We start from the raw sequence: 20,413 nt of genomic DNA on the forward strand, positions 1-20,413 counted from the left end.
CGTAACGGCCTGGGAAAGCGATGCCGCCCACGGAAAAGCGGACGTGCGGATTCCGAAGGTAAACGGCCATTGACGTGGGGGTTTTCGTCGGGGTTCTATGCAGCGCCGGGAGCGGACGAGACCGAACATTCGACGATCCGCCGGAGGCGATAGCGCTCCCGAGCCCACCCGCACTCGCACCAGTCGATCGGAACCGCCACATGACCGACACCCACCACAAGACCGTGGCCGACGCCGCGACAGCCCCCGCCCCCGGGCTGAAGCGCTCCATCGGTGTCGTGGGCGGCACCCTGCTGACACTGTCCTGCGTCACGCCCGCCTCCACGCTCTTCGTCGTGGTTCCCGACCTGTTCGGCTCCCTCGGCACCGCCACCGCCCTGACCATCGCCATCGGCTCCCTGCTGTGCATCGCCGTGGCGTTCTGCTACTCGGAACTGGGCACGCTCATCCCGAGCGCGGGCGGCGAGTACGCCATGGTGTCCACGATGGCCGGACGGCTCGCGGGCTGGCTGGTCTTCGTGCTCTCCCTGCTGGTCGTCATGATCGTGCCGCCGGTGATCGCGATGGGCACGGCGGACTACCTCGCCCCGATCGTCCACCTCGACCCGTCCATGACCGGCGCCGGCGTGATGCTGCTCGCCACCCTCGCCGGCCTGCTCGACCTGCGCGCCAACGCCTGGATCACCGGCATCTTCCTGGTCCTGGAGGTCATCGCCGCCGGTGTCGTCGCCGTGCTCGGCTTCTCGCACGGCCACCGCGGGATGGGCAGCCTGGTCTCGATGCAGGTGGCCGGCGAACACGGCCACACGGACACCGTGACGGCCATGCTGGTGGTCTCCGGTCTCGCCATCGCCCTGTTCATCACCCAGGGCTTCTCCACCGCCGTCTACCTCTCCGAGGAACTGGAGAACCCGCGCCGCAACGTCGCCCGCACGGTCCTCGCCACCCTCGCCATCTCCACCGTGGTCATCCTGGTGCCGGTCGCCGCCATCACCCTCGGCGCCTCCGACCTCTCCGAGCTGACCGGCGGCGACATCAGCTCCATGGTCACCGCCTGGTCCAACTCCGCGGTCGGCACCTTCGTCAGCCTCTGCGTGGCCCTCGCCATCATCAACGCGGGCATCGTCATGGTGATCCAGAACTCCCGCGTGCTGTTCGCCTCCGCCCGCGACAAGGCCTGGCCCGGCCCGGTCAACACCGTCTTCTCCCGGCTCGGCCGCTTCGGCTCCCCCTGGGTGGCCACCCTCGCCGTCGGCGTCCCCGGCGCGGTGCTCTGCTTCGTCAACCTCGACACCCTCTACGGCGTCACCGGCGTCTCGGTGACCGGCATGTACCTGCTGGTCGCGGTCGCCGCGCTGCTCGCCCGCCGCGGCTCCCACCGGCACACGCCCGCCTGGCGGATGCCGTTGTGGCCCGCGGTGCCGGTCCTGCTCATCGCCGTCCTGGCCTACATCCTGACCCAGCAGGAGGCGAGCTACCTGCTGTGGACCGGCGGCATCACCGCCGTCGCCACCCTGTACTGGGCCCTGTACCTGCGGCCCCGCCGCGACACCCGCTGGCTGGTGTCCATCCCCGAGGACGCGCGGATCACGGACCCGGCGGACACCCTGGCCACCATCCCGGCCCAGGCCGGCCCGGCCGAGCCGGCCCCGGTCCCGGGAGAGGCGCGGGCCTGAGCAGCGCCCCGTAGGCGCGCGGGAAACCGCGCACCGGGCCACGAGGACCCCCACCCGTACCGCGCCGGCCCGCCACCCGTACCGCGCCCGTACCGCGGGCGCGGTACGCGCACACGCCTCCGTACGCCGCAGGGAGGGTGCACCCCTCCCCCCGGCGGCAGCGGCGCTTGTCGGTGCCGCCCCGTACCGTTGACGCATGGATCTTCGACCTCGCGCGCCCCGGACGCCCCGGCGGCGGCCGCGCCGGCTCGTCGCCGCCGTGGCCGCCGCCCTGGTGCTCGCCGGTGCCGGGACGTGGACGGCGGCCGTCGCCTCCGACGACACCCGTGCCGTGCGCCGCAGCGACCAGGTCCTCGCGGTCGACGGAGCACGCCTGGACACCTCCTACGTCACCCCGGCCGACACCGGCCGCCACCCCGCCGTACTGCTCGCGCACGGCTTCGGCGGCAGCAAGGACGACATGCGCCGGCAGGCCGAGGACCTGGCCCGCTCCGGGTACGCGGTCCTGACCTGGTCCGCGCGCGGCTTCGGCCGCTCCACCGGGAAGATCGGCCTGAACGACCCCAAGGCCGAGGTCGCCGACGTCTCCCGGCTCCTCGACTGGCTGGCGAAGCGGCCCGAGGTACGGCTCGACCGGCCCGGCGACCCGCGCGTGGGCGTGGCCGGCGGCTCCTACGGCGGCGCGGTCGCCCTGCTCGCCGCCGGACACGACCGCCGGATCGACGCCATCGCCCCGGCCATCACCTACTGGAACCTCGCCGACGCCCTGCTCCCCAACGGCGTGTTCAAGAAGCTGTGGGCCGGCGTCTTCGTCAACACCGGCGGCGGCTGCGCCAGGTTCCAGCCCGAACTGTGCCGGATGTACGAGCGGGTCGCCGCCTCCGGCACCCCCGACCCGGCCGCCCGCGCCCTGCTGGCACAGCGCTCGCCGTCCGCCGTCGGCGACCGCGTCAAGGTGCCCACCCTGCTCGTCCAGGGGCAGACGGACTCCCTGTTCCCCCTCGACCAGGCCGACGCCGCCGCCCGGGCCATCCGCGCGAACGGCGCCCCCGTCGCCGTCGACTGGATCGCCGGCGGACACGACGGCGGCGACATGGAGAGCGCCCGGATCGAGGCACGCACGCGTGCCTGGTTCGACCGCTACCTGAAGGGCGACAAGGACGCCGACACCGGACCGGCCTTCCGGATCAGCCGCACCGGAGGCGTCGACTCCACCGACGGCACGGCCCGGCTGCGCGGTGCGAGCGCCGACGACTACCCCGGCCTGCGCGACCACCCGCGCGCCCTCGCCCTCACCGGCCCCGCCCAGCGTGTCGCCAACCCGGCCGGCGCCACCCCGCCCGGCGTCTCCGCGCTGCCCGGCCTCGGCGCCTCCGCCGGCCTGGCCCGGCTGTCCGCGCTCGGCGTCGGCCTCTCCGTGGACTTCCCCGGCCAGTACGCGCGCTTCGACTCGGCACCGCTCACCCGCGACCTGCGGATCACCGGCACCCCGACGGCCACCGTGCACCTCACCTCCACCCGCGACGACGCCGTCCTGTTCGGCAAGGTCTACGACATCGGCCCCGACGGCGGCGGCCCGGTCCTGCCCGCCCAGCTCGTCACCCCGTTCCGGGTGACCGGCGCGAAGACGGGCAAGGACGTCACCGTCACCCTCCCGGCGATCGACCACGAGGTGCGCAAGGGCCACCGGCTCCGCCTGGTTCTCGCCTCCACCGACCTCGGCTACGCCTCACCGGCCGCCCCGGCCACCTACACCGTCTCCCTGAAGTCGGACCTGAGCGTGCCGACGGCGCCCGAGGTCACCACCGCCGCCGCGCCCCTGCCCGCCTGGGTGTGGTGGCTGCCCGCGGCCGGTGCCGCCGCCGCCCTCGCCCTGCTGCTCACCGCCCGCCGCCGCACGGCCGCCCCCGCCCCCGACCCGGACCTGGCCGAGGTCCCCCTCGTCATCGAGGGCCTGAGCAAGCGCTACGCCAAATCCACCGACCGGTACGCCGTCCGGGACCTGTCCTTCCGGGTGGAGAAGGGCCAGATCCTCGGACTGCTCGGGCCCAACGGCGCGGGCAAGACCACCACCCTGCGCATGCTGATGGGCCTGATCCGCCCCGACGACGGCGGGATCCGGGTCTTCGGGCACGCCATCCGGCCCGGCGCGTCGGTGCTCTCCCGGGTCGGCGCCTTCGTGGAGGGCGCCGGTTTCCTGCCCCACCTGTCCGGCCGGGAGAACCTGGAGCTGTACTGGCGGGCCACCGGCCGCCCGCCCGAGGACGCCCACCTCGACGAGGCCCTGGAGATCGCCGGGCTCGGCGACGCCCTGGCCCGCGCGGTGCGCACCTACTCCCAGGGCATGCGCCAGCGCCTGGCCATCGCCCAGGCCATGCTCGGCCTGCCCGACCTGCTCATCCTGGACGAGCCCACCAACGGCCTGGACCCGCCCCAGATCCGCGAGATGCGCGAGGTGATGATCCGCTACGCGGCCGGCGGCCGCACGGTGATCGTCTCCAGCCATCTGCTCGCCGAGGTCGAGCAGACCTGCACCCACCTGGTCGTGATGGACCGCGGCCGGCTGGTACGGGCCGGCGAGGTACGGGACATCGTCGGCTCCGGCGACACCCTGCTGGTCGGCACCGCCCGGCCCGTGGAGGAGCCGGTGGTGGAGAAGGTGGCCGCGCTGCCCGGCGTCGCCTCCGCCGTGCGCACCGACGACGGGCTGCTGGTCCGGCTCGCCCCCGGCGGCACCGCCGAACGGCTGGTCGCCGAGCTGGTGCGGCTGGAGCTGCCGGTCGCCTCCGTCGGCCCGCACCGCCGCCTCGAAGACGCCTTCCTCACCCTGATCGGAGGTTCCGCATGAGCACCCTCACCGAGGTCGCCTCCGGCTATCAGGCGGGGCGCACCCTGCCGCTGCGGGTCGAGCTGGTCCGTCAGCTCAAGCGGCGCCGCACCCTGGTCATGGGCGCGGTCCTGGCCGTGCTGCCGTTCGTGCTGCTGATCGCCTTCGCGGTCGGCGGCGACCCGGGCGGCCGCGGCGACCGGGTCACCCTGATGGACACGGCCACCGCCTCCGGCGCCAACTTCGCCGCCGTCAGCCTCTTCGTGTCGGCCGGCTTCCTGCTGGTCATCCCGGTCGCCCTGTTCTGCGGGGACACGGTCGCCTCGGAGGCGAGCTGGTCCTCGCTGCGCTATCTGCTCGCCGCGCCCGTGCCCCGCGCCCGGCTGCTGTGGTCCAAGCTCGTCGTGGCGCTCGGGCTGTCCCTCGCCGCGATGGTGCTGCTGCCGCTCGTGGCGCTCGCCGCCGGCACGGCCGCCTACGGCTGGGGCCCGCTGCGGATCCCCACCGGCGGCGCGCTGGACACCGGGACGGCGGCCCAGCGGCTCCTGGTGGCCGTGGCCTACATCTTCGTGTCCCAGCTGGTCACCGCGGCACTGGCGTTCTGGCTGTCCACGGTGACGGACGCCCCGCTGGGCGCGGTCGGCGGCGCGGTCGGCCTGACCATCGTCGGCAACGTCCTGGACGCGGTCACCGCCCTCGGCCACTGGCGCGACTTCCTGCCCGCGCACTGGCAGTTCGCCTGGGCGGACGCCGTCCAGCCGACCCCCGAGTGGTCCGGCATGATCCAGGGCGCCGCGCTGTCCGTGACGTACGCCCTGGTGCTGTTCGCCCTGGCGTTCCGGACCTTCTCCCGCAAGGACGTCGTCTCCTAGCGCCCGCCCCGGACACGCCGGAGCGGGCCGCCGGGAATCCCCGGTGGCCCGCTCCTGGCCCCAGCGCGGGACCGGCTGCCTCACTCCCCGTTCAGGGACAGGATCGATACGTCCTCCAGCAGGTGCGCCAGCGCGCCGTCACGCTTGACGTTCGAGGAGTTCTCGGTGCACTGCTGCGTCATGTCGTCCGACAGGATCGGCAGGTCGTTGATCGGCACGATGTTGAGAACCGGGACGCTGATGTCGCTCAGACCGATGCACGGCTTGTTGAAGGAGCCCTGGATCAGGGCGATCTGCGGGCTCATGTTCCCGTACGTGGCCGAGTTGCCGTAGCTCTGCCAGGCGCCGTTGCCGTTGGCGGCGGTCGGGCCGCTGTCGTTGCCGATCGCCAGCGCCTGCGGTGCCACGGCAGCCGAGGCGCCCACGGCCGAGGCGGCGACGGCCGCGGTGGCAACAATCTTCTTGATCACTGGCCAGTCCTTTCTGAGAAAACCCCGTCCACCGGAGCGCATTGGTCAACTCCCTCTTCCCCGCATGGTTTCTGCCGTTCACCCCGTCGGCCGATACCCCGGGCTGCTGGTGCGTTTTTCCGATTGGCGGCTGCCGTCACCTTCCAAACGGCCGGGAGCCAACCGAGTGAATAGGCGGAACCATTCCCGTCGCGCCGGGTTGATGAGGCCGTAGGGCATGCGTCGCTACGAGGAAAGGAACGCGAAGTGCTCAAGAAGGCAATGGTCGCCGCCGCGACCGCCGCTTCGGTCGTGGGAATGGCGGTGGCGGCCGCGCCGCAGGCGCTTGCCATCGGCAACGACGACGGCCCGACCGTCGCGAACGGCAATGGCGCCCGTGCGGACTGGGGTAACTCGTCCACCGAGGGCGCCATGAGCCCGCAGCTGTCGCTGGTCCAGGGCTCGCTGAACAAGCCGTGCCTCGCCCTGGAGGACATCCAGATCCCGATCATCAACATCGTTCCGATCAACGATGTTCCGATCCTGTCGGACGACCTGGACCAGCAGTGCAGCGACCAGTCGTCGAACATCAAGCGCGACGGTGCGCTCTCGCACATCCTGGAGGACCTCTCGGTCCTCTCGGCCAACGGCGAGGGCTGACCGGACCGGCAGGGCCCGGGTCGTCCGCGGCGTCGTCTGCGGGCTGCCCGGGCCTTTTCCGCCTACCTCAGGTGAGGGAAGAACGCACGAGGAAGCGGTGCGATCGAGTGATTATCGCGCCATCCGTGTTCCACGGATTCGTGTTGTGTCAATTCCTCGTTCCGTGCCGCGACCGTTCACGTCGGGCTCGCACGGTTCTGGCCGTCATCGGGGCGTGGCCCCAGAGAAGGGAACATTCATGAAGAAGACCGTCGTCGCCGTCACGGGCGCGGTGCTGGCCCTGGGTATGGCCGGGCCCGCTTTCGCGGACTCCGGAGCCCACGGAGCCGCCGTGGGCAGCCCGGGCGTCATCTCCGGCAACGTCATCCAGGTGCCGGTCCACGTGCCGATCAACGTCTGCGGCAACACCATCGACATCATCGCGCTGCTGAACCCGGCGTTCGGCAACGCCTGCGTCAACCACTGACGTTCGCCCGCGCGATTCACCAGCTTCCCCGGCTGTGTACTGGCCGGCCCCGGACCGACGATTCTCCGTTCCGGGGCCGGCCTTCCCACTTCTCCGAGCAGGAAGACCACGAGATTGCGACAGACATTCAGCAAGGGCATGGCCGTGGCCGCCGCCGCGACCGGCGTGCTGTCCTGGTACGGCGGCACGGCGCTCGCCGACAGCAGCGCGCACGGCACCACGCAGGGCTCTCCCGGGGTGCTGTCCGGGAACAACGTCCAGGTCCCGGTGAACATCCCGGTCAACGTCTGCGGCAACTCCGTCGACGCGGCCGCCGCGTTGAACCCGGCCTTCGGCAACTCCTGCGCCAACGTGGGTCACACCCCGCGGCCACAGGAGAGCACCCGGCACCCCGACGGGTACGGCGACTCCGACGACTCCGGCCACGGCACCCGGCCGAGCCCCGACACCCACACCACACCGCCGTACGGCAACGACAAGCCGACGTCGCCTCCCTACGGCGGAGGAGAGACCACGCCACCCCCGTACGGTGGCGAGGAGACGACCCCGCCTCCCTATGGCGGTGAGGAGACGACTCCACCTCCGTACGGCGGTGAGGAGACGACTCCGCCTCCCTATGGCGGCGAGGAGACCACGCCACCCCCCTATGGCGGCGAGGAGACGACTCCGCCGCGTGACGAGCACAGCACGCCTCCGGACACCGGGCGCACCACGCCTCCCGGGGACCAGGAGCGGCCCGGGCAGCCGCCCGTGCTCGCGCAGACCGGTGGGAACACCCGGACCATGATCGCGGCCTCGGGTGCCGGTGCCGTGCTGATCGGGGCCGGGACGATCCTCTACCGGCGCGGCCGGTCCGCCTGCCGTCGCTAGCGCACCGGGTGCCGGACCGAGCGCCCGGCACCCCGCGCCGCCGGCCGCGAGGCTCCCTCAGCGGGGGAGTGCCTCCGGTGCCCCGTCGTCGTGGGCGGGCGGGAGGGGCCAGCCCGCCGGGCCCGTGCGCAGGCGCCGCCGTACGCCGCGCACCAGCGTGTCCGCCGTGAAGGGCACGCCGTGCAGGAACCGCGCCGCCGGGCCGAAGCACGCGGCCGTGACCGGACCGGCCAGGAACAGGCCCGGGTACGACGACTCGAACTCCGGCCCCACCTCCGGCGCCCCGCCGGCCCCCGTCGCCAGCAGCGCGCGCAGCTCCGGGGAGAGTGGCCGCAGCCGGCCGAGAGCGGGCCGGAAGCCGGTCGCCGCGATGACGTGCCCCGTCTCCAGCACCGCGGACCCGCCCCGCCGCACCGCCGTCTCCAGGCGCAGCCCGCCCGGCACCTCCCGGGCGCCCGCCACCTCCCGCCCGTACAGCACCTCCACCCGGTGCTCCACCCGCTCGCGCACCCACCAGGAGCCGGCCGGGCCGAGTGCCCGCGCCGCGATCCGGGACCGGGCCCGCTCCGGCAGCCGCCGGTACAGCCCGGGCCGCTCGGCGTACCACCGGCCGCGCCGGCCGGGGGGCCAGGGCGGGCGCCGCCGGGGACGCTCCCAGCGCAGCCGGTCGGCGCGGACCAGCAGCCGCACCCGGGTGCCCTGTTCGGCGAGGAGCGCGGCCGTCTCCAGGGCGCCCTGGCCGCCGCCGAGCACGGTGACGTCCCGGTCGCGGAACCGGTCGAGCCGGGCGTGCCGGCTGCTGTGCGAGACCAGGGCCGGGGGCAGTCCGCGCAGGGCGGCCGGCAGCTCGGCGAACGGCAGCAGGCCCACGGCCAGCGCGACCGTCCTCGCGGTGTACGTCTCCCCGTCCTCGGTGACGGCCTCGAAGCCGCCGGTGCGCGGCGCCACCCGGGTCACGGTCCGCTCGTCGGTCCCGGGTACGGCGTTGCGGGCGAACCACAGGCCGTACCCGGTGAACACCTCCAGCGGGACCGGCTCGGCGTCCCCGCCGGGCAGGCCGCGGAAGGCGCGGAAGACATCGAGCCGCCAGCGGCCCTGCGGGTCGGACAGGTCGGACGCCCACGGCGGTGACGCCAGGAGCATGCCGCGGGGCATGTGGTCGCGCCAGAACGCCATGGGCCGCCCGAAGACGCGGACGCGCAGCCCGGCCGCCACGGCATGCGCCGCGATGGACAGGCCGTACGGTCCGGCACCCACCACCAGCAGGTCGTACATCGGCGATGTGCTCGCTTTCGGTCGCGTTGGCCCGTGCGGGGGGATCCGGGGCCGGACGCGGCGACCGCACTGGCGTTTTTCGTACAGGTATGACTGAGTGTCAGAGATGTATGACGCGTGGTGACATACGGAGAGGAGGGGCCGATGGCCTCACACCGGCGTGGGAGGCCGGCCGTGCGCGCGGCCTCGGTCATCGCCTTGTTCGCCGCGCTCGTCGCCTCGGTCCTGGCGGCGGCCGGTCCCGGGCTCGCCGTGGACGGCCCGGCCCCGGCCGCGCCCGCGCGGGCCGCCGCGCCCTTCGGGGCGTTCCTCGACTCCGGTCCGGACGGGGTCGCCCGGATGACCGGGCTGAGCCACTGGCTCGGCGGGGCGGAGCTGACGGTCGCCCACACCTATCTGCCCGGCGGCCTGTGGGAGGACATCGAGGGCCCGCCCGGCTTCCTGGAGCCCTGGGCCGGCTGGCGGCGCGAACGGGCCGGCCGGACCCTCGTCCTCAACGTGCCGATGCAGGAACGCAACGAGGAGGACGTCCCGGACGAGGAGGTGCGCGCACTGCTGCGGCAGGGCGCGGACGGCGCGTTCGACGGGCACTTCCGGACCCTGGCCGAGCGGCTGGTGACGCTGGGGGTGCCGGACACGGTGATCGTCCTGGGCTGGGAGATGAACGGCACCACCTACACCCATCGCTGCGCACCCGACCCCGCGGCCTGGAAGGCGTACTGGAACCGGATCGTCACCGCCATGCGCGCGGTGCCGGGCCAGCGGTTCCGGTTCGACTTCGCGCCGAGCCGCGGCCGGGACGCCGTGCCCTGGACCGCGTGCTACCCCGGGGACGACACGGTCGACATCCTCGGCATGGACTCCTACGACCAGCCGGCCGGGGTGACCTTCGACGAGCAGGTGAGCGAGCCCTACGGCCTCCAGTGGCACGTGGACTTCGCCCAGGCCCACGGCAAGCCCGTGTCGTACCCGGAATGGGGCCTGTTCCGCAACGGCGACAACGCCGAGTACATGCGGCGCATGCTCGACTGGATCGGCGCACACCGGCCGGTGTACCACACGCTGACCGACTACTGCCCGCACGGCGTGTGGCAGTGCCCGGCCAACCCGCGCTCGGCACGGGTCTACCAGGCCGCCCTGTACGGCGGCACCGGGCAGCCCGCCCCGCTCCCGCCCGCCTGCACCCCGACGGTCCTCGGCGACTGGGCCGCGTACTGGTTCGGCCGCCGGCCGTGCTTCCCCTTCGACCGGTGGCCCGCCGGCCGCTAGGCCCTGTCGTCAAACTCCCGTCGTTCGCCCGGAGGGCGGGCCTGGCGGCGTCAGGCAGGCGGGAGTTTGACGACAGGGCCTAGGCGGGCGTTCAGTCCTGGCCGCGTGCCCGCCACCGGTGCCGCACCTCCCTGCCCCGCTGCCGGGCGCCCGCCCCGCACAGCGCGGCCGTCAACAGCGGGGCGGTGTGCCGGCGGGCCATCAGCAGCCGCTGGTTGACGACGCGTTCGGGCCGCCAGTGGTGCTTGTACGGCTCGTCGCCGCGCAGCAGGCTCAGCGTGCCGTGCCCGCCGCCCGCCAGTCCGGCGCAGGCGTCCAGCAGCATCACCGCCACGTCCGCCCGGCGTTCCCGCAGGCCCGGATGGGCGCCGTAGAGGTAGCCGCCGGCCATGCCGCCCGAGAGCAGCGTCAGGTCCACGGCCACCACCTCCTCGCCGATCCGGAACTCGGTGACCACCGCGTTGCCCGAACGCACCATCGGGCCCACCGCGCGCAGCAGGTGCGCCCGGAACCGGGGCCGCAGATGCTCGCTCGTCACCCCCCGGCCCTGCCACTGCAACCGGTGCAGCGCCAGCAGCCGGACCAGCGCCGTCTCCACCTCCTGCGGGCCCACCGTCCGCCGTCGCACGCCCAGCGCGTCCAGCCGGCGCAGCTTGGCCCGCACCCGCTGGCCGGACTTGCCCGACGGCAGGCGGGCGATCAGCCCGTCCATGGGCAGCGCGGGCAGCTCCAGGCACGGTGAGTCGGGGACCGTGCGGCGCGGCCCGCGCCAGCGGTCGTAGACCCGTTCGACCGCCCCGCCCGGGCGCACCTCGCGGAAGTCGACCAGCGCGGTGCGGGCCGCGTCCGCGAGCAGCGCGGTGAGCGCGTCCGCCACCCGCCCGTCGTCGGCGTCGTCCAGCAGTACGTCCGCGTAGTCGGAGATCCCGGTGCCGAGCGGCAGCAGCGCGGGCAGCGGCCGGCACACCAGTGTCAGCGGTGCGGCGGCCACCAGGTCGCGGCCGGCCCGGACCAGCAGCAGCCGCAGCCGTCCGGGCCGGCCGTACGACAGCCACCACGAGTGCAGCCAGGCGTGGCTCTGGAACGGGGTCGCGGCGGCGCACCGCCCGGCCAGCCGCCCCCAGGCCGGGGCCAGCGAAGCGAAGACGTCCGGGTCGGTGACGAGTTCGGCGGTGAGGCGGACGGCCCGGGCGCGCGCCGTGACGGTGGCGGTCATCGCCGGCCGCGCGCGCCGTCGGCGACGGCCGGTCCGGGCACCGGGGCCGGGCGCGGGCCTTCCGCCTCGGGTCCGCGGCGCGGCCGTACCAGCAGCGCGAGGGCGCCGAGCAGCCCGCCCCCGGCCGCCCCGACCAGCCCGGTCACCCCGGCGGACGCGGAGGACGGCTCGGTGGGCCGTACCGCGCGGGTGAACGGGACCAGGGTCACCCGGGTGCCGGCCCGGGCGGCGTCGGCGCGCCGGGTCAGCGCTCCGGCGACCGCGTTGGCCATGGCGGCGGCCTCGGCCGGGCGGGGCGAGGTGGCGGAGACGGCGACCATCGGCGCGTCCGGCGAGGTCGCGGTGCGCACCCCGGCGCGCAGCGCGGCCACCGGCACCCCGGCGGCCCCCTGGGCGTCGGCGAGCACCGCGGGCTGGGTGGCGATACGGCCGTAGGCCTGCGCGAAGCCCAGCGCGCCGGCGGCGTCGGAGCGCTCACCGGGCACGGCGACCAGATAGCTGGTGGCCGTGTACTCGGCGGGCCGCAGCACGCCGTAGCCGCCGCCCAGCAGCCCGCCCGCGAGGACCCCGGCCGCCACCAGCGACCAGGGCGGGAGGGCGCGGGGCGGGGTGAGGCGGGGGCCGCGGTGGCGCCGGGTGTGGTTCTCGGTCATGACAGGACGGCTTTCTGCGGGGGTCCGGGGGTCGGGGCCGGGTGGGCGAGCGCCGCCGCGTAGACGTTCAGGAGCCGGGCGGCGGTGCGGGTGACGCAGTAGTGGCGGGCCGCCCCGGCGGCGGCGCGCGGACCGCCGCCCGGCGGCGCGCACCCCGGCGAGCGCGCGGGCGTACGCGCCCGGCTCGCACGGGATGCGTACCGCGTCCGGGGCGGCCTCGGGCGGCAGGTCCTCCAGGGCCGGGCAGGAGGTGTAGCGCACCGGCAGCCCGGCCGCGAGCGCCTCCACCACCGCCAGCCCGAAAGCCTCCTCGGGACAGGGCGCGGCCAGCACGTCCATCGCCGAGGCCAGCGCGGGCAGTCCGGGCCCGGGCGAGCCGTCGGGCAGATACGGCCGTTCCCCGGCGAACACCACCCGGTCCGCGACGCCGGCCCGGTGCGCGGCCCGCCGCAGCGCGCCTTCCTGCGGGCCGCCGCCCACCAGCAGCAGCCGGCAGTCGGCGGGCAGCCCGGCCAGGGCGTGCACCAGCACGTCGAAGCGTTTGCCGGGGACCAGTCGGCCGATGCCGCCGATCACGAACGCGTCCTCCTCCAGGCCCAGTTCCGCCCGGGCGCGGTGGCGGGCCGCCGGGTCGAACGCGAACCGGGCGAGGTCGACGCCGTTGGGCACGACCGTGATGCGCGGCTCGGGCACGCCCCAGCGGGCCAGCCGGGCGGCGACCGCCGGGGAGACCGCGACGGTGGTCCGGCCCAGCCGCTCGCCCAGCAGATACAGCGCGCGGACCCCCGCCGTGAGCGGCCGGCCCTCCGTCTGGGTGTCCCCGAGCGAGTGCTCGGTGGCGACGACGGCGCGCACCCCGGCCAGCCGGGCGGCGATCCGGCCGTACAGGCAGGCCCGGTACAGGTGGGTGTGCACCACGTCGTACCGGCCGCGCCGGATGAGCCCGGTCAGCCGCGGCAGCGCGCTCAGGTCGCGGTTGCCGGTCATGCCGAGGTGGATCACCCGCACCCCGTCGGCCGCGAGCCCGTCGGCCACCGGCCCCGGATCGGTCAGCGTCACCACCTCGCACTCGACGGGCAGGTGCCGCAGCAGCAGCCGCAGTTGCTGCTCGGCGCCGCCCACGTTGAGTCCGGTGATGATGTGCAGGACCCTCACCGCAGTCCCTCCACCGGCCGTCGGCGCCACCGGTGCAGCCGGCGTTTCAAAAACAGGCGCACGGCGGTGTCGCCCTGCCCGACGTGCACCCGCGGCAGGGCGTGCCGGCCGGTCAGCTCCCCGGGGTCGATGGCGCACGCGTAGCCGTACCCGGCCTCCCGCACGGCCGCCACCGCGCGCCGGTCGACCGTGCCGTACGGGTAGCAGAAGCCGGCCACCGGGGCGCCCGTCAACTCCTCCAGCGCGGCCCGGCTCTCGACCGTCTCCGCCTTCAGCCGGGTGTCGGCGGCCCGGGTGAGATCGACGTGGGTGAGGCCGTGCGAGCCGATCTCCACTCCCTCTTCCGCGGCCCGCCGGATGCCGTCGGCGGTCAGCAGCGGCCTGCGCGGGCCCAGCGGATCCCAGGCGTTGTCGCCGCCGAGCCGGCCGGGCAGCACGAACAGGGTGGCCGTGCACTGCCAGCGGGCCAGCAGCGGCAGGGCGTTGCCGAGGAAGTCGGCGTACCCGTCGTCGAAGGTGAGACCCACCAGGTCCCGCCCCTCGCCCCGGTCCCGGGCGGCCAGCAGCTCGGCCACCGACACCCCGCGCAGCCCCCGCCGCACCAGCCAGCGCAGCTGCCGCTCCAGCCGGGCGGGGGAGACGGTGACGCGGTACGGGTCGTCAAAGCAGTCGCCGACCGAGTGGTACATGGCGATCCACGGCGCCGGGCCGGGCGCCGGGGACTCAGCGGGTGGTGAGGGCATGGGCGAGCCTTTGCGGGAGGGAGCGGACGGGACGGAGGGCGGGGGCCAGGGCGCGGACGCCCGGGGCGCCGCCGAGCAGGAGGAAGACGGCGGCCACCGTGGCCGCGCCGGCGGCGAGCCCGGCCGGGGCGGCCGACGGCACCGCCGCCACCAGCCCGCCCGCCACGGTGGCCCCGCCGGCCGCCCCCAGGGGACGGCCCAGCCCGCGCAGCACGGCCCCGGCCCGCAGCGGCACCCCGCGGCGGCCGGTGCCCGCGAGCAGCAGCGCGGCGGTCAGAGTGATGCCGGCCGCGTTGGCGGCGGCGATCCCGACGGCGCCCCGGGAACCGGCCGTGCACGCGCCGATCCCCCAGGTCGCGGCGATCCCCGCGGCCATCGCGGCCACCGGGTACCAGGTGGCGCGGCCCGCCGAGAAGTACGAGCGGACCAGGACCCCGGTCAGGGTCTGGGCGAGCAGCCCGAGCGCGTAGACGCGCATGACACCGGCGGTCGCCGCGGTGTCCTGGGCCGTGAACGCGCCCCGCTGGAACAGCAGCCCGATCAGCTGCGGGGCCAAGGCCACGACGGCGGCCGTACCGAGCAGCACCAGGCGGGCGGCCACCGCCACGTCCCCCTCGACCCGGCCCCGGGCCCGCTCGGTGTCGCCGTCGGCCAGCGCCCGCGCCACCACCGGGAAGGTGACCGTGGACAGCATCATGGACAGCGTCATCGGGATCTGGGCGACCTTCTGCGCGTAGTTCAGGTGGGAGATGGCCCCGGCGGGCAGCCCCGAGGCCAGGAACCGCTCGATGAGCACCTGCGACTGCCGGCACAGCGCGAACAGCAGCACGGCGGCCAGCAGCGGTATGTCCAGCGGGGGCGCCGGGGCGGCGGGCCGCAGGTCCGTACGGCCACTTCTGCCGCGCCGCAACTCGCGTACGAGGGACGGAAGTTGTGCCGCCACCATCAGACAGCCGCCCGCCGCGACCCCGAACGCGGCCGACCGTACGCCCCACCGGCCGCCGCACGCGTACATCGCCGTGATGATCGCGACGTTGTGGACGATGTAGATGGCGGCCGGCGCCAGGAAGCGGCGGTGCGCCCGCAGCGCCGCGCTGCAGTACCCGGCGAGGCCGAAGCTCAGCACGCAACTCGCCGTCAGCCGGGTGCAGTCCACGGCCAGGGCCGGGTCCGGCAGACCCGGCGCGAGCACCGCGACGAGCCAGGGCGCGGCCAGCGCGAGCAGCACCCCGGCCGCCGCGAACGCCGACGCCAGCCGGGGCAGGGTGCCGGCCACCAGCGAGCGCACCGGATCCCCGGCGGCGCCCCGCGCCCGGCGGGCCAGGGCCGCGCTGAACGCCGGGATCAGCGCGAAGGCCAGCCCGTCCTCGATGAGCAGCGTGGCCGCGAACTCCGGCACGGTCCAGGCGACCAGAAAGGCGTCCGTGTCCCGCCCGGCCCCGAACAACCGCGCCAGCGACTGGTCCCGCACCAGCCCGAGCAGCGCCGCCGCGACGGACAGACCGGCGGTGAGAAGCGCGGCCCGCGCCAGGAGACGGGAGGTGGGGGCAGGGGACTCCGACGGACGGCCCTCGGGACCGAGGAGCGCACCGGGAGCGGGGGGTACGGCTGCTACGGCGGACGGGCCGGCGCCGGCGTCCGGGCCCGGGGCCTGGGGTACGACGGCTGCGCCTGGGCCGGCCTGTGGTGCCGGTGCCCCGGCCACGGCGGCCACGGCGGACGGGCCGGTGGCGGATTCCGGTCCCGGGGGGCCGTCGGTCGTGCGGGTCATCGCGCCGCCGCCTCTCCCCGTACCGCCGTACGCGGGGGCGGGGCGGCGCGGGGGTCCGCCGGGGCGGGGCGGTCGGCGGCCGGCAGGGCCCACCACGCGGCCAGGCCGAAGGACACCGCCGTCAGCACGGTCGACGGGCCGCCGATGTCGGCGTACGCGAAGTCCACGAGCTGCCAGACCAGCAGCCCGCAGGCGACCAGCGCGCAGTCCAGGCCCCGGCCGCCGGCCGCGCGGGTGAGGCACAGGCCGCGCAGGGCGCACACCAGCAGGGCCAGCCAGCCGCCCGCCAGGCACAGCAGCCCGGTCAGCCCCTGTTCGCCGAGGACCAGCAGGTACATGTTGTGCGGGGACAGCAGCGGCTGCCGGCGGAAGGCGGCGCCCGCGCCCTCGGTGTCGCTGCCCGAGGACAGCGCGAGCGAGGCGTGCGCGTCGCGGTACTCGGGGAACGCCTTCAGCCCGACGCCGGTCAGCGGCCGGTCCCGCCACATGTCGAGGGCCGCCGCCCACATCGTGTACCGGTCGGTGACCGACTGGTCCGGCGCGTCGGCGACCCGCGTGATGCTGTCGATCCGCTCCCGGAGCATCGTCGTCCCCACCCCCAGGCCGCCCACCAGCACCACCCCCGCCGCCAGCACGGCCGCCGCCACCCGCACCGCCCGGCGCACCCCGGCCAGCAGCAGCTGGGCGGTGAGGGTGACGGCGGTGGCGATCCAGGCGCCCCGGCTGAAGGACAGGGCGAGCGGCACCGGCAGGAGAAGCGCGCAGGCGAGGGCCACGGCCCGTTCCCGGGGCGCGGTACGGCCCAGCGCCAGCCCCACCGCGCACACCAGCCCGAGGGACACCACCGTGGCCATGCCCATCACGTCCGCCACCCCGAAGGTGCCCACCGCCCGGACGTCCCGGCCCTGGTAGGAGGCCCCGTTCCCGGTGACGTACTGGTGGACGCCGACCGCCCCCTGCCACAGCGCGAGCGCCACGAACGACCAGGCCAGCAGCCGGAAGTCGGCCCGGTCGCGGAGCAGGAGCACGACGGCGGCCGGGACCAGGACGAAGACCTGGAGGTAGCGGCCCAGGCCGGTGACCCCCGCGTCGGCCTGGACCGCGTGCAGCGCGGCCGGCACCAGCCCGGCCACCGGCAGACCGAGGATCACCGCGGCGGCCGGGGTCAGCGGGCGGCGGCGCGCGCGCAGCAGCCGCAGCGCGCAGGCGACGACGACCAGCGCGGACAGCGCGTCGGCGGGACCCGCGCCGCCGTCCGCGCCGGGCGCGACCGGCAGCGCGAGCAGCGCCACCACGGCGACCACCGGCAGTACCGGCAGCAGCGGCAGGACCGGCAGCGGTGGGCGCGGCCGGGTGAGGCGGCCGGGCGGCGGGGCGAGGGCCATCGGTCAGCTCCCCGTCGACCGCACGACCGCGGCGGCGGTGCGCAGCAGGATGCGGATGTCCTGCCACAGCGACCAGTTGTCGATGTAGGCGTTGTCGAAGCGGGCCCGGTCCTCGATGGAGGTGTCCCCGCGCAACCCGTTGACCTGGGCCAGCCCGGTGATGCCGGTCCGCATGCGGTGACGGGCCGCGTATCCCGGGTGTATCCGGCTGAACTGCGCCACGAAATGCGGGCGTTCCGGGCGCGGTCCGACCAGGCTCATGTCGCCCCGGAAGACGTTCCACAGCTGGAGCAGCTCGTCCATCGAGGTCTGCCGCAGCACCCGGCAGAAGGGGCTCATCCGCTGGTCGCCGGCCACGCTCCACCGGGTGGCCGCCTCCTGCTCGTCGGCCGGGCGGTGGGTGCGGAACTTCAGCATGGTGAAGGGGCGGCCGTCCTTGCCGACGCGCTCCTGCCGGAACACCACCCCGGGACCGTCGGTGAGCCGCAGTACCGTCGCGCACACCAGCAGCACCGGGCTGACCAGCACCAGCAGCGTCCCGGACACCACGACGTCCAGCAGCCGCTTGCCGGCGGCACCGGGCCGCCGCGCGCCCGGGTCCAGGCGGCGCACGGCGAACCCGGCGAGCTGGTCGCGCGTCTCGTACGCCGGACACTCCGCCTCCACCTCCCACAGGGCGCACCCCGACGCGGCGAGCGCCCGCAGCAGCGGCGCCTTCGCGGTGCGTACGGCCGGGTGGACGGTGAGCACGACCCGCACCCCGTTCCGGATGAGCGCCCGCTCCACCTCCTCGCCGGTGGTGAGGACCGGCAGCCCGGCGGCGCCCTCCGCGCGGTCGGCGACCACACCCACCGGCCGTACCCCGCAGCCGGGGTGGCGCAGCAGCGCGGCGGCCACCCGCTGCGCGGTCGCGGCGGGCCCGACGACCAGGGCGGTACGCGGCCGCCGCCGCAGCGCGACCCGGCGCCGCCAGTGCACCGCGCCCCGGCCCGCCCCGGCCGCCGCCGCGTGCAGCGCCCAGCCGAGCAGCAGGGTCCGGGCGGTCAGGGCGCGCGCGGGGTCGTACGCGGCGAGCAGCGCGGCCAGGCCCAGCCAGGTCACCGCGGTCCGCCCGCACAGGGCGGGCAGTTCGTCGAGTACGCCGGGCGCGCCGGGCCCCGGCCGGGCGGAGCGCGGGCGCAACAGCAGCGCGCCGGCGACCAGCGCGGCGACCAGCGCGGCGGTGGGCGCGGCGGTCGGCCCCGGCCGTCCGGCGGCCTCCGCCAGGACGGCCGCGCCCGCCATCGCGGCGAGCAGGTCGGCGGCGAGCAGCGGCAGCGGCGAGTCGGACCGCGCGGGCGGGCGCCGCGACGGGAACCGGAAGCCGCCGATGTGACGCGCCGGCCGGACCGGGCCGTGCGGGATCCCGGACGCCCACGGCTGCGTGCCGGACGAGGGGACGGTGGTCTCCGCGGTCACGAGCGCCCGGCCTCCCCGCCCTGCCCGGGCACGGACCGGTGCCGTTCGCTGTTCCGCGCGGGGGCGGGAAGACGCGGTGCGAGGTCGGGCAGCCGGGGTGTGGGGGCGGGCGCGGCCCGGTGCGGGTCGTCCTTCCGCCCGGCGGGCGTGAGGAGTTCGTCGTAGACGGCCGTGATCCGTGCGGCGGTGTGCCGTACGTCGTGCCGGGCGGCGACGTGCCGGCGCCCCTGGTCGCCGAGTGCCGCGCGCAGAGGCGGGTCGGTCAGCAGGCCGGTGATCGCCCGGGCCAGCGCCACGGGATCCTCCGGCGGCACCAGACAGCGCGCGGCGAGCTCGGGCGGCAGGCTCTCCAGGGCGCCGTCGACATCGGTGAGTACGACCGGCCGTCCGCAGCCCAGCGCCTCCAGCGGGGCGAGGGCCATGCCCTCCCAGCGCGAGGGCAGCACGACCAGGTCGGCGGCCCGGTACCAGGGCACGACGTCGGCGACGGCACCGGCGAACTCCACCGAGGGGTGTGCCCGCTGCCGCAGCGCCTCGCGGTCGGGGCCGTCGCCGACCAGCGCGAGCCGGGCCCGGGGCAGCGCGCCGAGGACGGTGTGCCAGGCCCGCAGCAGCACGTCCTGGCCCTTCTGCCGGCACAGGCGGCCCACGCAGACGACGAGCGGCCGGTCCGTCTCCTGGCCGGCGCGCCGCGGTGCGGGCGCGGCGGGCCCCGGAGCGAAACGGGTGGTGTCGATGCCGTTCGGGACGACCGTGTACGCGGCGCGTACCCCGGCGCGCAGTCCGGTCGCCCGCTCCGCCGCGCTGACGCACACCACCCGGTCGGCCCAGCGCGCCCCCCACCGCTCCCAGCGCAGGGCGAGCGCCCCGGTCGCTCCGCCGGCCGCCTCGAAGGACCACGCGTGCGGCTGGTACACCGTCGGCACCCGCCCGCGCACGGCGAGTCGCGCGGCCAGCCCGGCCTTGGCACTGTGCGCGTGCACCAGTGCGGGCCGCACCTGATCGACCAGGCGCGCCAGGCGCCGTACCTCGCCCGGCAGGCCGGGCCCCGGTGACCGGCGCGCGGGCCAGTCGCGGACCTCGGCGCCCAGCTCCCGCAGGTCCGCGGCGAGCGCGCCGCCGGGGCAGCCGACCGTGACCGGCAGGCCCGCCGCGAGCTGGGCCCGGACCAGGTCGAGCACGACCCGCGCGACACCGCCGTCGACGGGTTGCGCGAGGTGCAGGACCCGGGGCCGCGGGGCGGGGACTGACTGGTGCATGCGCGGGGTACCTCGCTCAGGGCGCTCGGGACTGCGGTCGCGAACGCGCCGGTTCGGGGCGTCCACGGCGGCGCGAAGCGCGCGGGCCCACGCCGCGTCCGCGTGGCCAACGAGCCGGCAGCCCGGCGGGTCACCGCCCGCGCCGGGGAGCCGGGCCGGGATCGCACGGATCGCCGGGGATGCCGGACGCGACGGCGTAGGGCGGCCTGCGCAGACACCGGTACGGCACCCGGTGCGCCGAGCGTGGACTCACTACGCCGTGCGGGGGAGCGGCCGGGCCCCGCGCGCCCGCCGGCCGTGGCGGTGCCTCTCCCGCGGCGTCACCCGGCACCCCCCCGGACATCACCCCTTTGGCGGCACAACTCCCGGCAGCGCCAGGCGTTGACACAACGCCGGGTATCCGCCCGGA

Annotated in this window: 16 protein-coding genes and 1 pseudogene; 7 read left to right on the plus strand and 10 right to left on the minus strand. The window is 75.9% G+C overall.

The genetic code is table 11. The features are described 5' to 3' along the window. Positions 1-200: 200 nt before the first annotated feature. The 3 genes from IH25_RS0112970 (at position 201) to IH25_RS0112980 (ending at position 5,375) form a co-directional block, all read left to right on the plus strand. Entirely contained in the window at positions 201-1,676 is a 1,476-nt protein-coding gene (locus IH25_RS0112970; protein ID WP_245172777.1) for an APC family permease, read from the plus strand. A 196-nt stretch (positions 1,677-1,872) separates the two neighbouring features. Further along, a complete protein-coding gene (locus tag IH25_RS0112975; RefSeq protein ID WP_030607892.1) occupies positions 1,873-4,524 on the plus strand; it encodes an alpha/beta fold hydrolase in 2,652 nt (883 codons plus the stop codon). Beyond that, positions 4,521-5,375: an ABC transporter permease gene (locus IH25_RS0112980; protein ID WP_030607895.1), complete on the plus strand. Its 855-nt coding sequence runs from the start codon at positions 4,521-4,523 to the stop codon at positions 5,373-5,375. Before IH25_RS0112975 ends, IH25_RS0112980 begins: the two co-directional genes overlap by 4 nt. An 80-nt stretch (positions 5,376-5,455) precedes the next feature. On the opposite strand, the gene IH25_RS0112985 is transcribed toward IH25_RS0112980, so the two are convergent. Continuing rightward, positions 5,456-5,845: a rodlin gene (locus IH25_RS0112985; protein ID WP_030607898.1), complete on the minus strand. Its 390-nt coding sequence runs from the start codon at positions 5,843-5,845 to the stop codon at positions 5,456-5,458. 246 nt (positions 5,846-6,091) lie between these two features. On the opposite strand from IH25_RS0112985, the gene IH25_RS0112990 reads away from it, so the two are divergent. The 3 genes from IH25_RS0112990 to IH25_RS0113000 all read left to right on the plus strand — a co-directional run bounded on the left by IH25_RS0112990 (position 6,092) and on the right by IH25_RS0113000 (position 7,820). Next, entirely contained in the window at positions 6,092-6,484 is a 393-nt protein-coding gene (locus IH25_RS0112990; protein ID WP_030607901.1) for a rodlin, read from the plus strand. 238 nt (positions 6,485-6,722) lie between these two features. Continuing rightward, on the plus strand, positions 6,723-6,950 hold the full coding sequence (locus IH25_RS0112995) for a chaplin (RefSeq protein WP_030607904.1): 228 nt from the start codon (positions 6,723-6,725) through the stop codon (positions 6,948-6,950). 114 nt (positions 6,951-7,064) lie between these two features. Further along, positions 7,065-7,820: a chaplin gene (locus IH25_RS0113000; RefSeq protein WP_037654858.1), complete on the plus strand. Its 756-nt coding sequence runs from the start codon at positions 7,065-7,067 to the stop codon at positions 7,818-7,820. A 57-nt stretch (positions 7,821-7,877) separates the two neighbouring features. On the opposite strand, the gene IH25_RS0113005 is transcribed toward IH25_RS0113000, so the two are convergent. Continuing rightward, complete coding sequence (locus IH25_RS0113005; protein ID WP_051753908.1) at positions 7,878-9,095, minus strand: NAD(P)-binding domain-containing protein; 1,218 nt, start codon at positions 9,093-9,095, stop codon at positions 7,878-7,880. A gap of 144 nt (positions 9,096-9,239) precedes the next feature. Between IH25_RS0113005 and IH25_RS37505 the strand changes: the two genes are divergently transcribed. Beyond that, positions 9,240-10,364 carry a glycoside hydrolase family 26 protein gene (locus IH25_RS37505; RefSeq protein ID WP_030607913.1) on the plus strand — a complete coding sequence of 375 codons (1,125 nt, stop codon included), beginning with the start codon at positions 9,240-9,242 and terminating at the stop codon, positions 10,362-10,364. A 91-nt stretch (positions 10,365-10,455) separates the two neighbouring features. Here the strand turns inward: IH25_RS37505 and IH25_RS0113015 are convergent, their stop codons facing one another. The 8 genes and pseudogenes from IH25_RS0113015 to IH25_RS0113050 form a co-directional block, all read right to left on the minus strand. Then, on the minus strand, positions 10,456-11,580 hold the full coding sequence (locus IH25_RS0113015) for a GNAT family N-acetyltransferase (protein WP_030607916.1): 1,125 nt from the start codon (positions 11,578-11,580) through the stop codon (positions 10,456-10,458). Then, on the minus strand, positions 11,577-12,233 hold the full coding sequence (locus IH25_RS0113020; protein ID WP_030607919.1) for a hypothetical protein: 657 nt from the start codon (positions 12,231-12,233) through the stop codon (positions 11,577-11,579). Before IH25_RS0113020 ends, IH25_RS0113015 begins: the two co-directional genes overlap by 4 nt. Continuing rightward, positions 12,230-13,388 (minus strand): annotated as a pseudogene (locus tag IH25_RS37510) (glycosyltransferase). The gene IH25_RS0113020 and the pseudogene IH25_RS37510 overlap by 4 nt, the downstream one beginning before the upstream one ends. Further along, positions 13,385-14,131 carry a polysaccharide deacetylase family protein gene (locus tag IH25_RS0113030; RefSeq protein ID WP_245172778.1) on the minus strand — a complete coding sequence of 249 codons (747 nt, stop codon included), beginning with the start codon at positions 14,129-14,131 and terminating at the stop codon, positions 13,385-13,387. The pseudogene IH25_RS37510 and the gene IH25_RS0113030 overlap by 4 nt, the downstream one beginning before the upstream one ends. Then, positions 14,112-15,902, minus strand: coding sequence for a lipid II flippase MurJ (locus tag IH25_RS0113035; RefSeq protein ID WP_037654882.1), 1,791 nt, complete (start codon positions 15,900-15,902; stop codon positions 14,112-14,114). Before IH25_RS0113035 ends, IH25_RS0113030 begins: the two co-directional genes overlap by 20 nt. After that, complete coding sequence (locus tag IH25_RS0113040) at positions 15,899-17,287, minus strand: O-antigen ligase family protein (RefSeq protein ID WP_030607928.1); 1,389 nt, start codon at positions 17,285-17,287, stop codon at positions 15,899-15,901. The genes IH25_RS0113035 and IH25_RS0113040 overlap by 4 nt, the downstream gene beginning before the upstream one ends. 3 nt (positions 17,288-17,290) lie before the next feature. Further along, positions 17,291-18,745, minus strand: coding sequence for an exopolysaccharide biosynthesis polyprenyl glycosylphosphotransferase (locus IH25_RS0113045; protein WP_030607930.1), 1,455 nt, complete (start codon positions 18,743-18,745; stop codon positions 17,291-17,293). Then, the gene (locus tag IH25_RS0113050; protein WP_078844226.1) at positions 18,742-20,004 is read right to left on the minus strand and encodes a glycosyltransferase family 4 protein; all 1,263 of its coding nucleotides are present in this window, start codon (positions 20,002-20,004) and stop codon (positions 18,742-18,744) included. Before IH25_RS0113050 ends, IH25_RS0113045 begins: the two co-directional genes overlap by 4 nt. Positions 20,005-20,413: the final 409 nt, after the last annotated feature.

Source organism: Streptomyces achromogenes subsp. achromogenes (assembly GCF_000720835.1).
Classification (GTDB): domain Bacteria; phylum Actinomycetota; class Actinomycetes; order Streptomycetales; family Streptomycetaceae; genus Streptomyces; species Streptomyces achromogenes.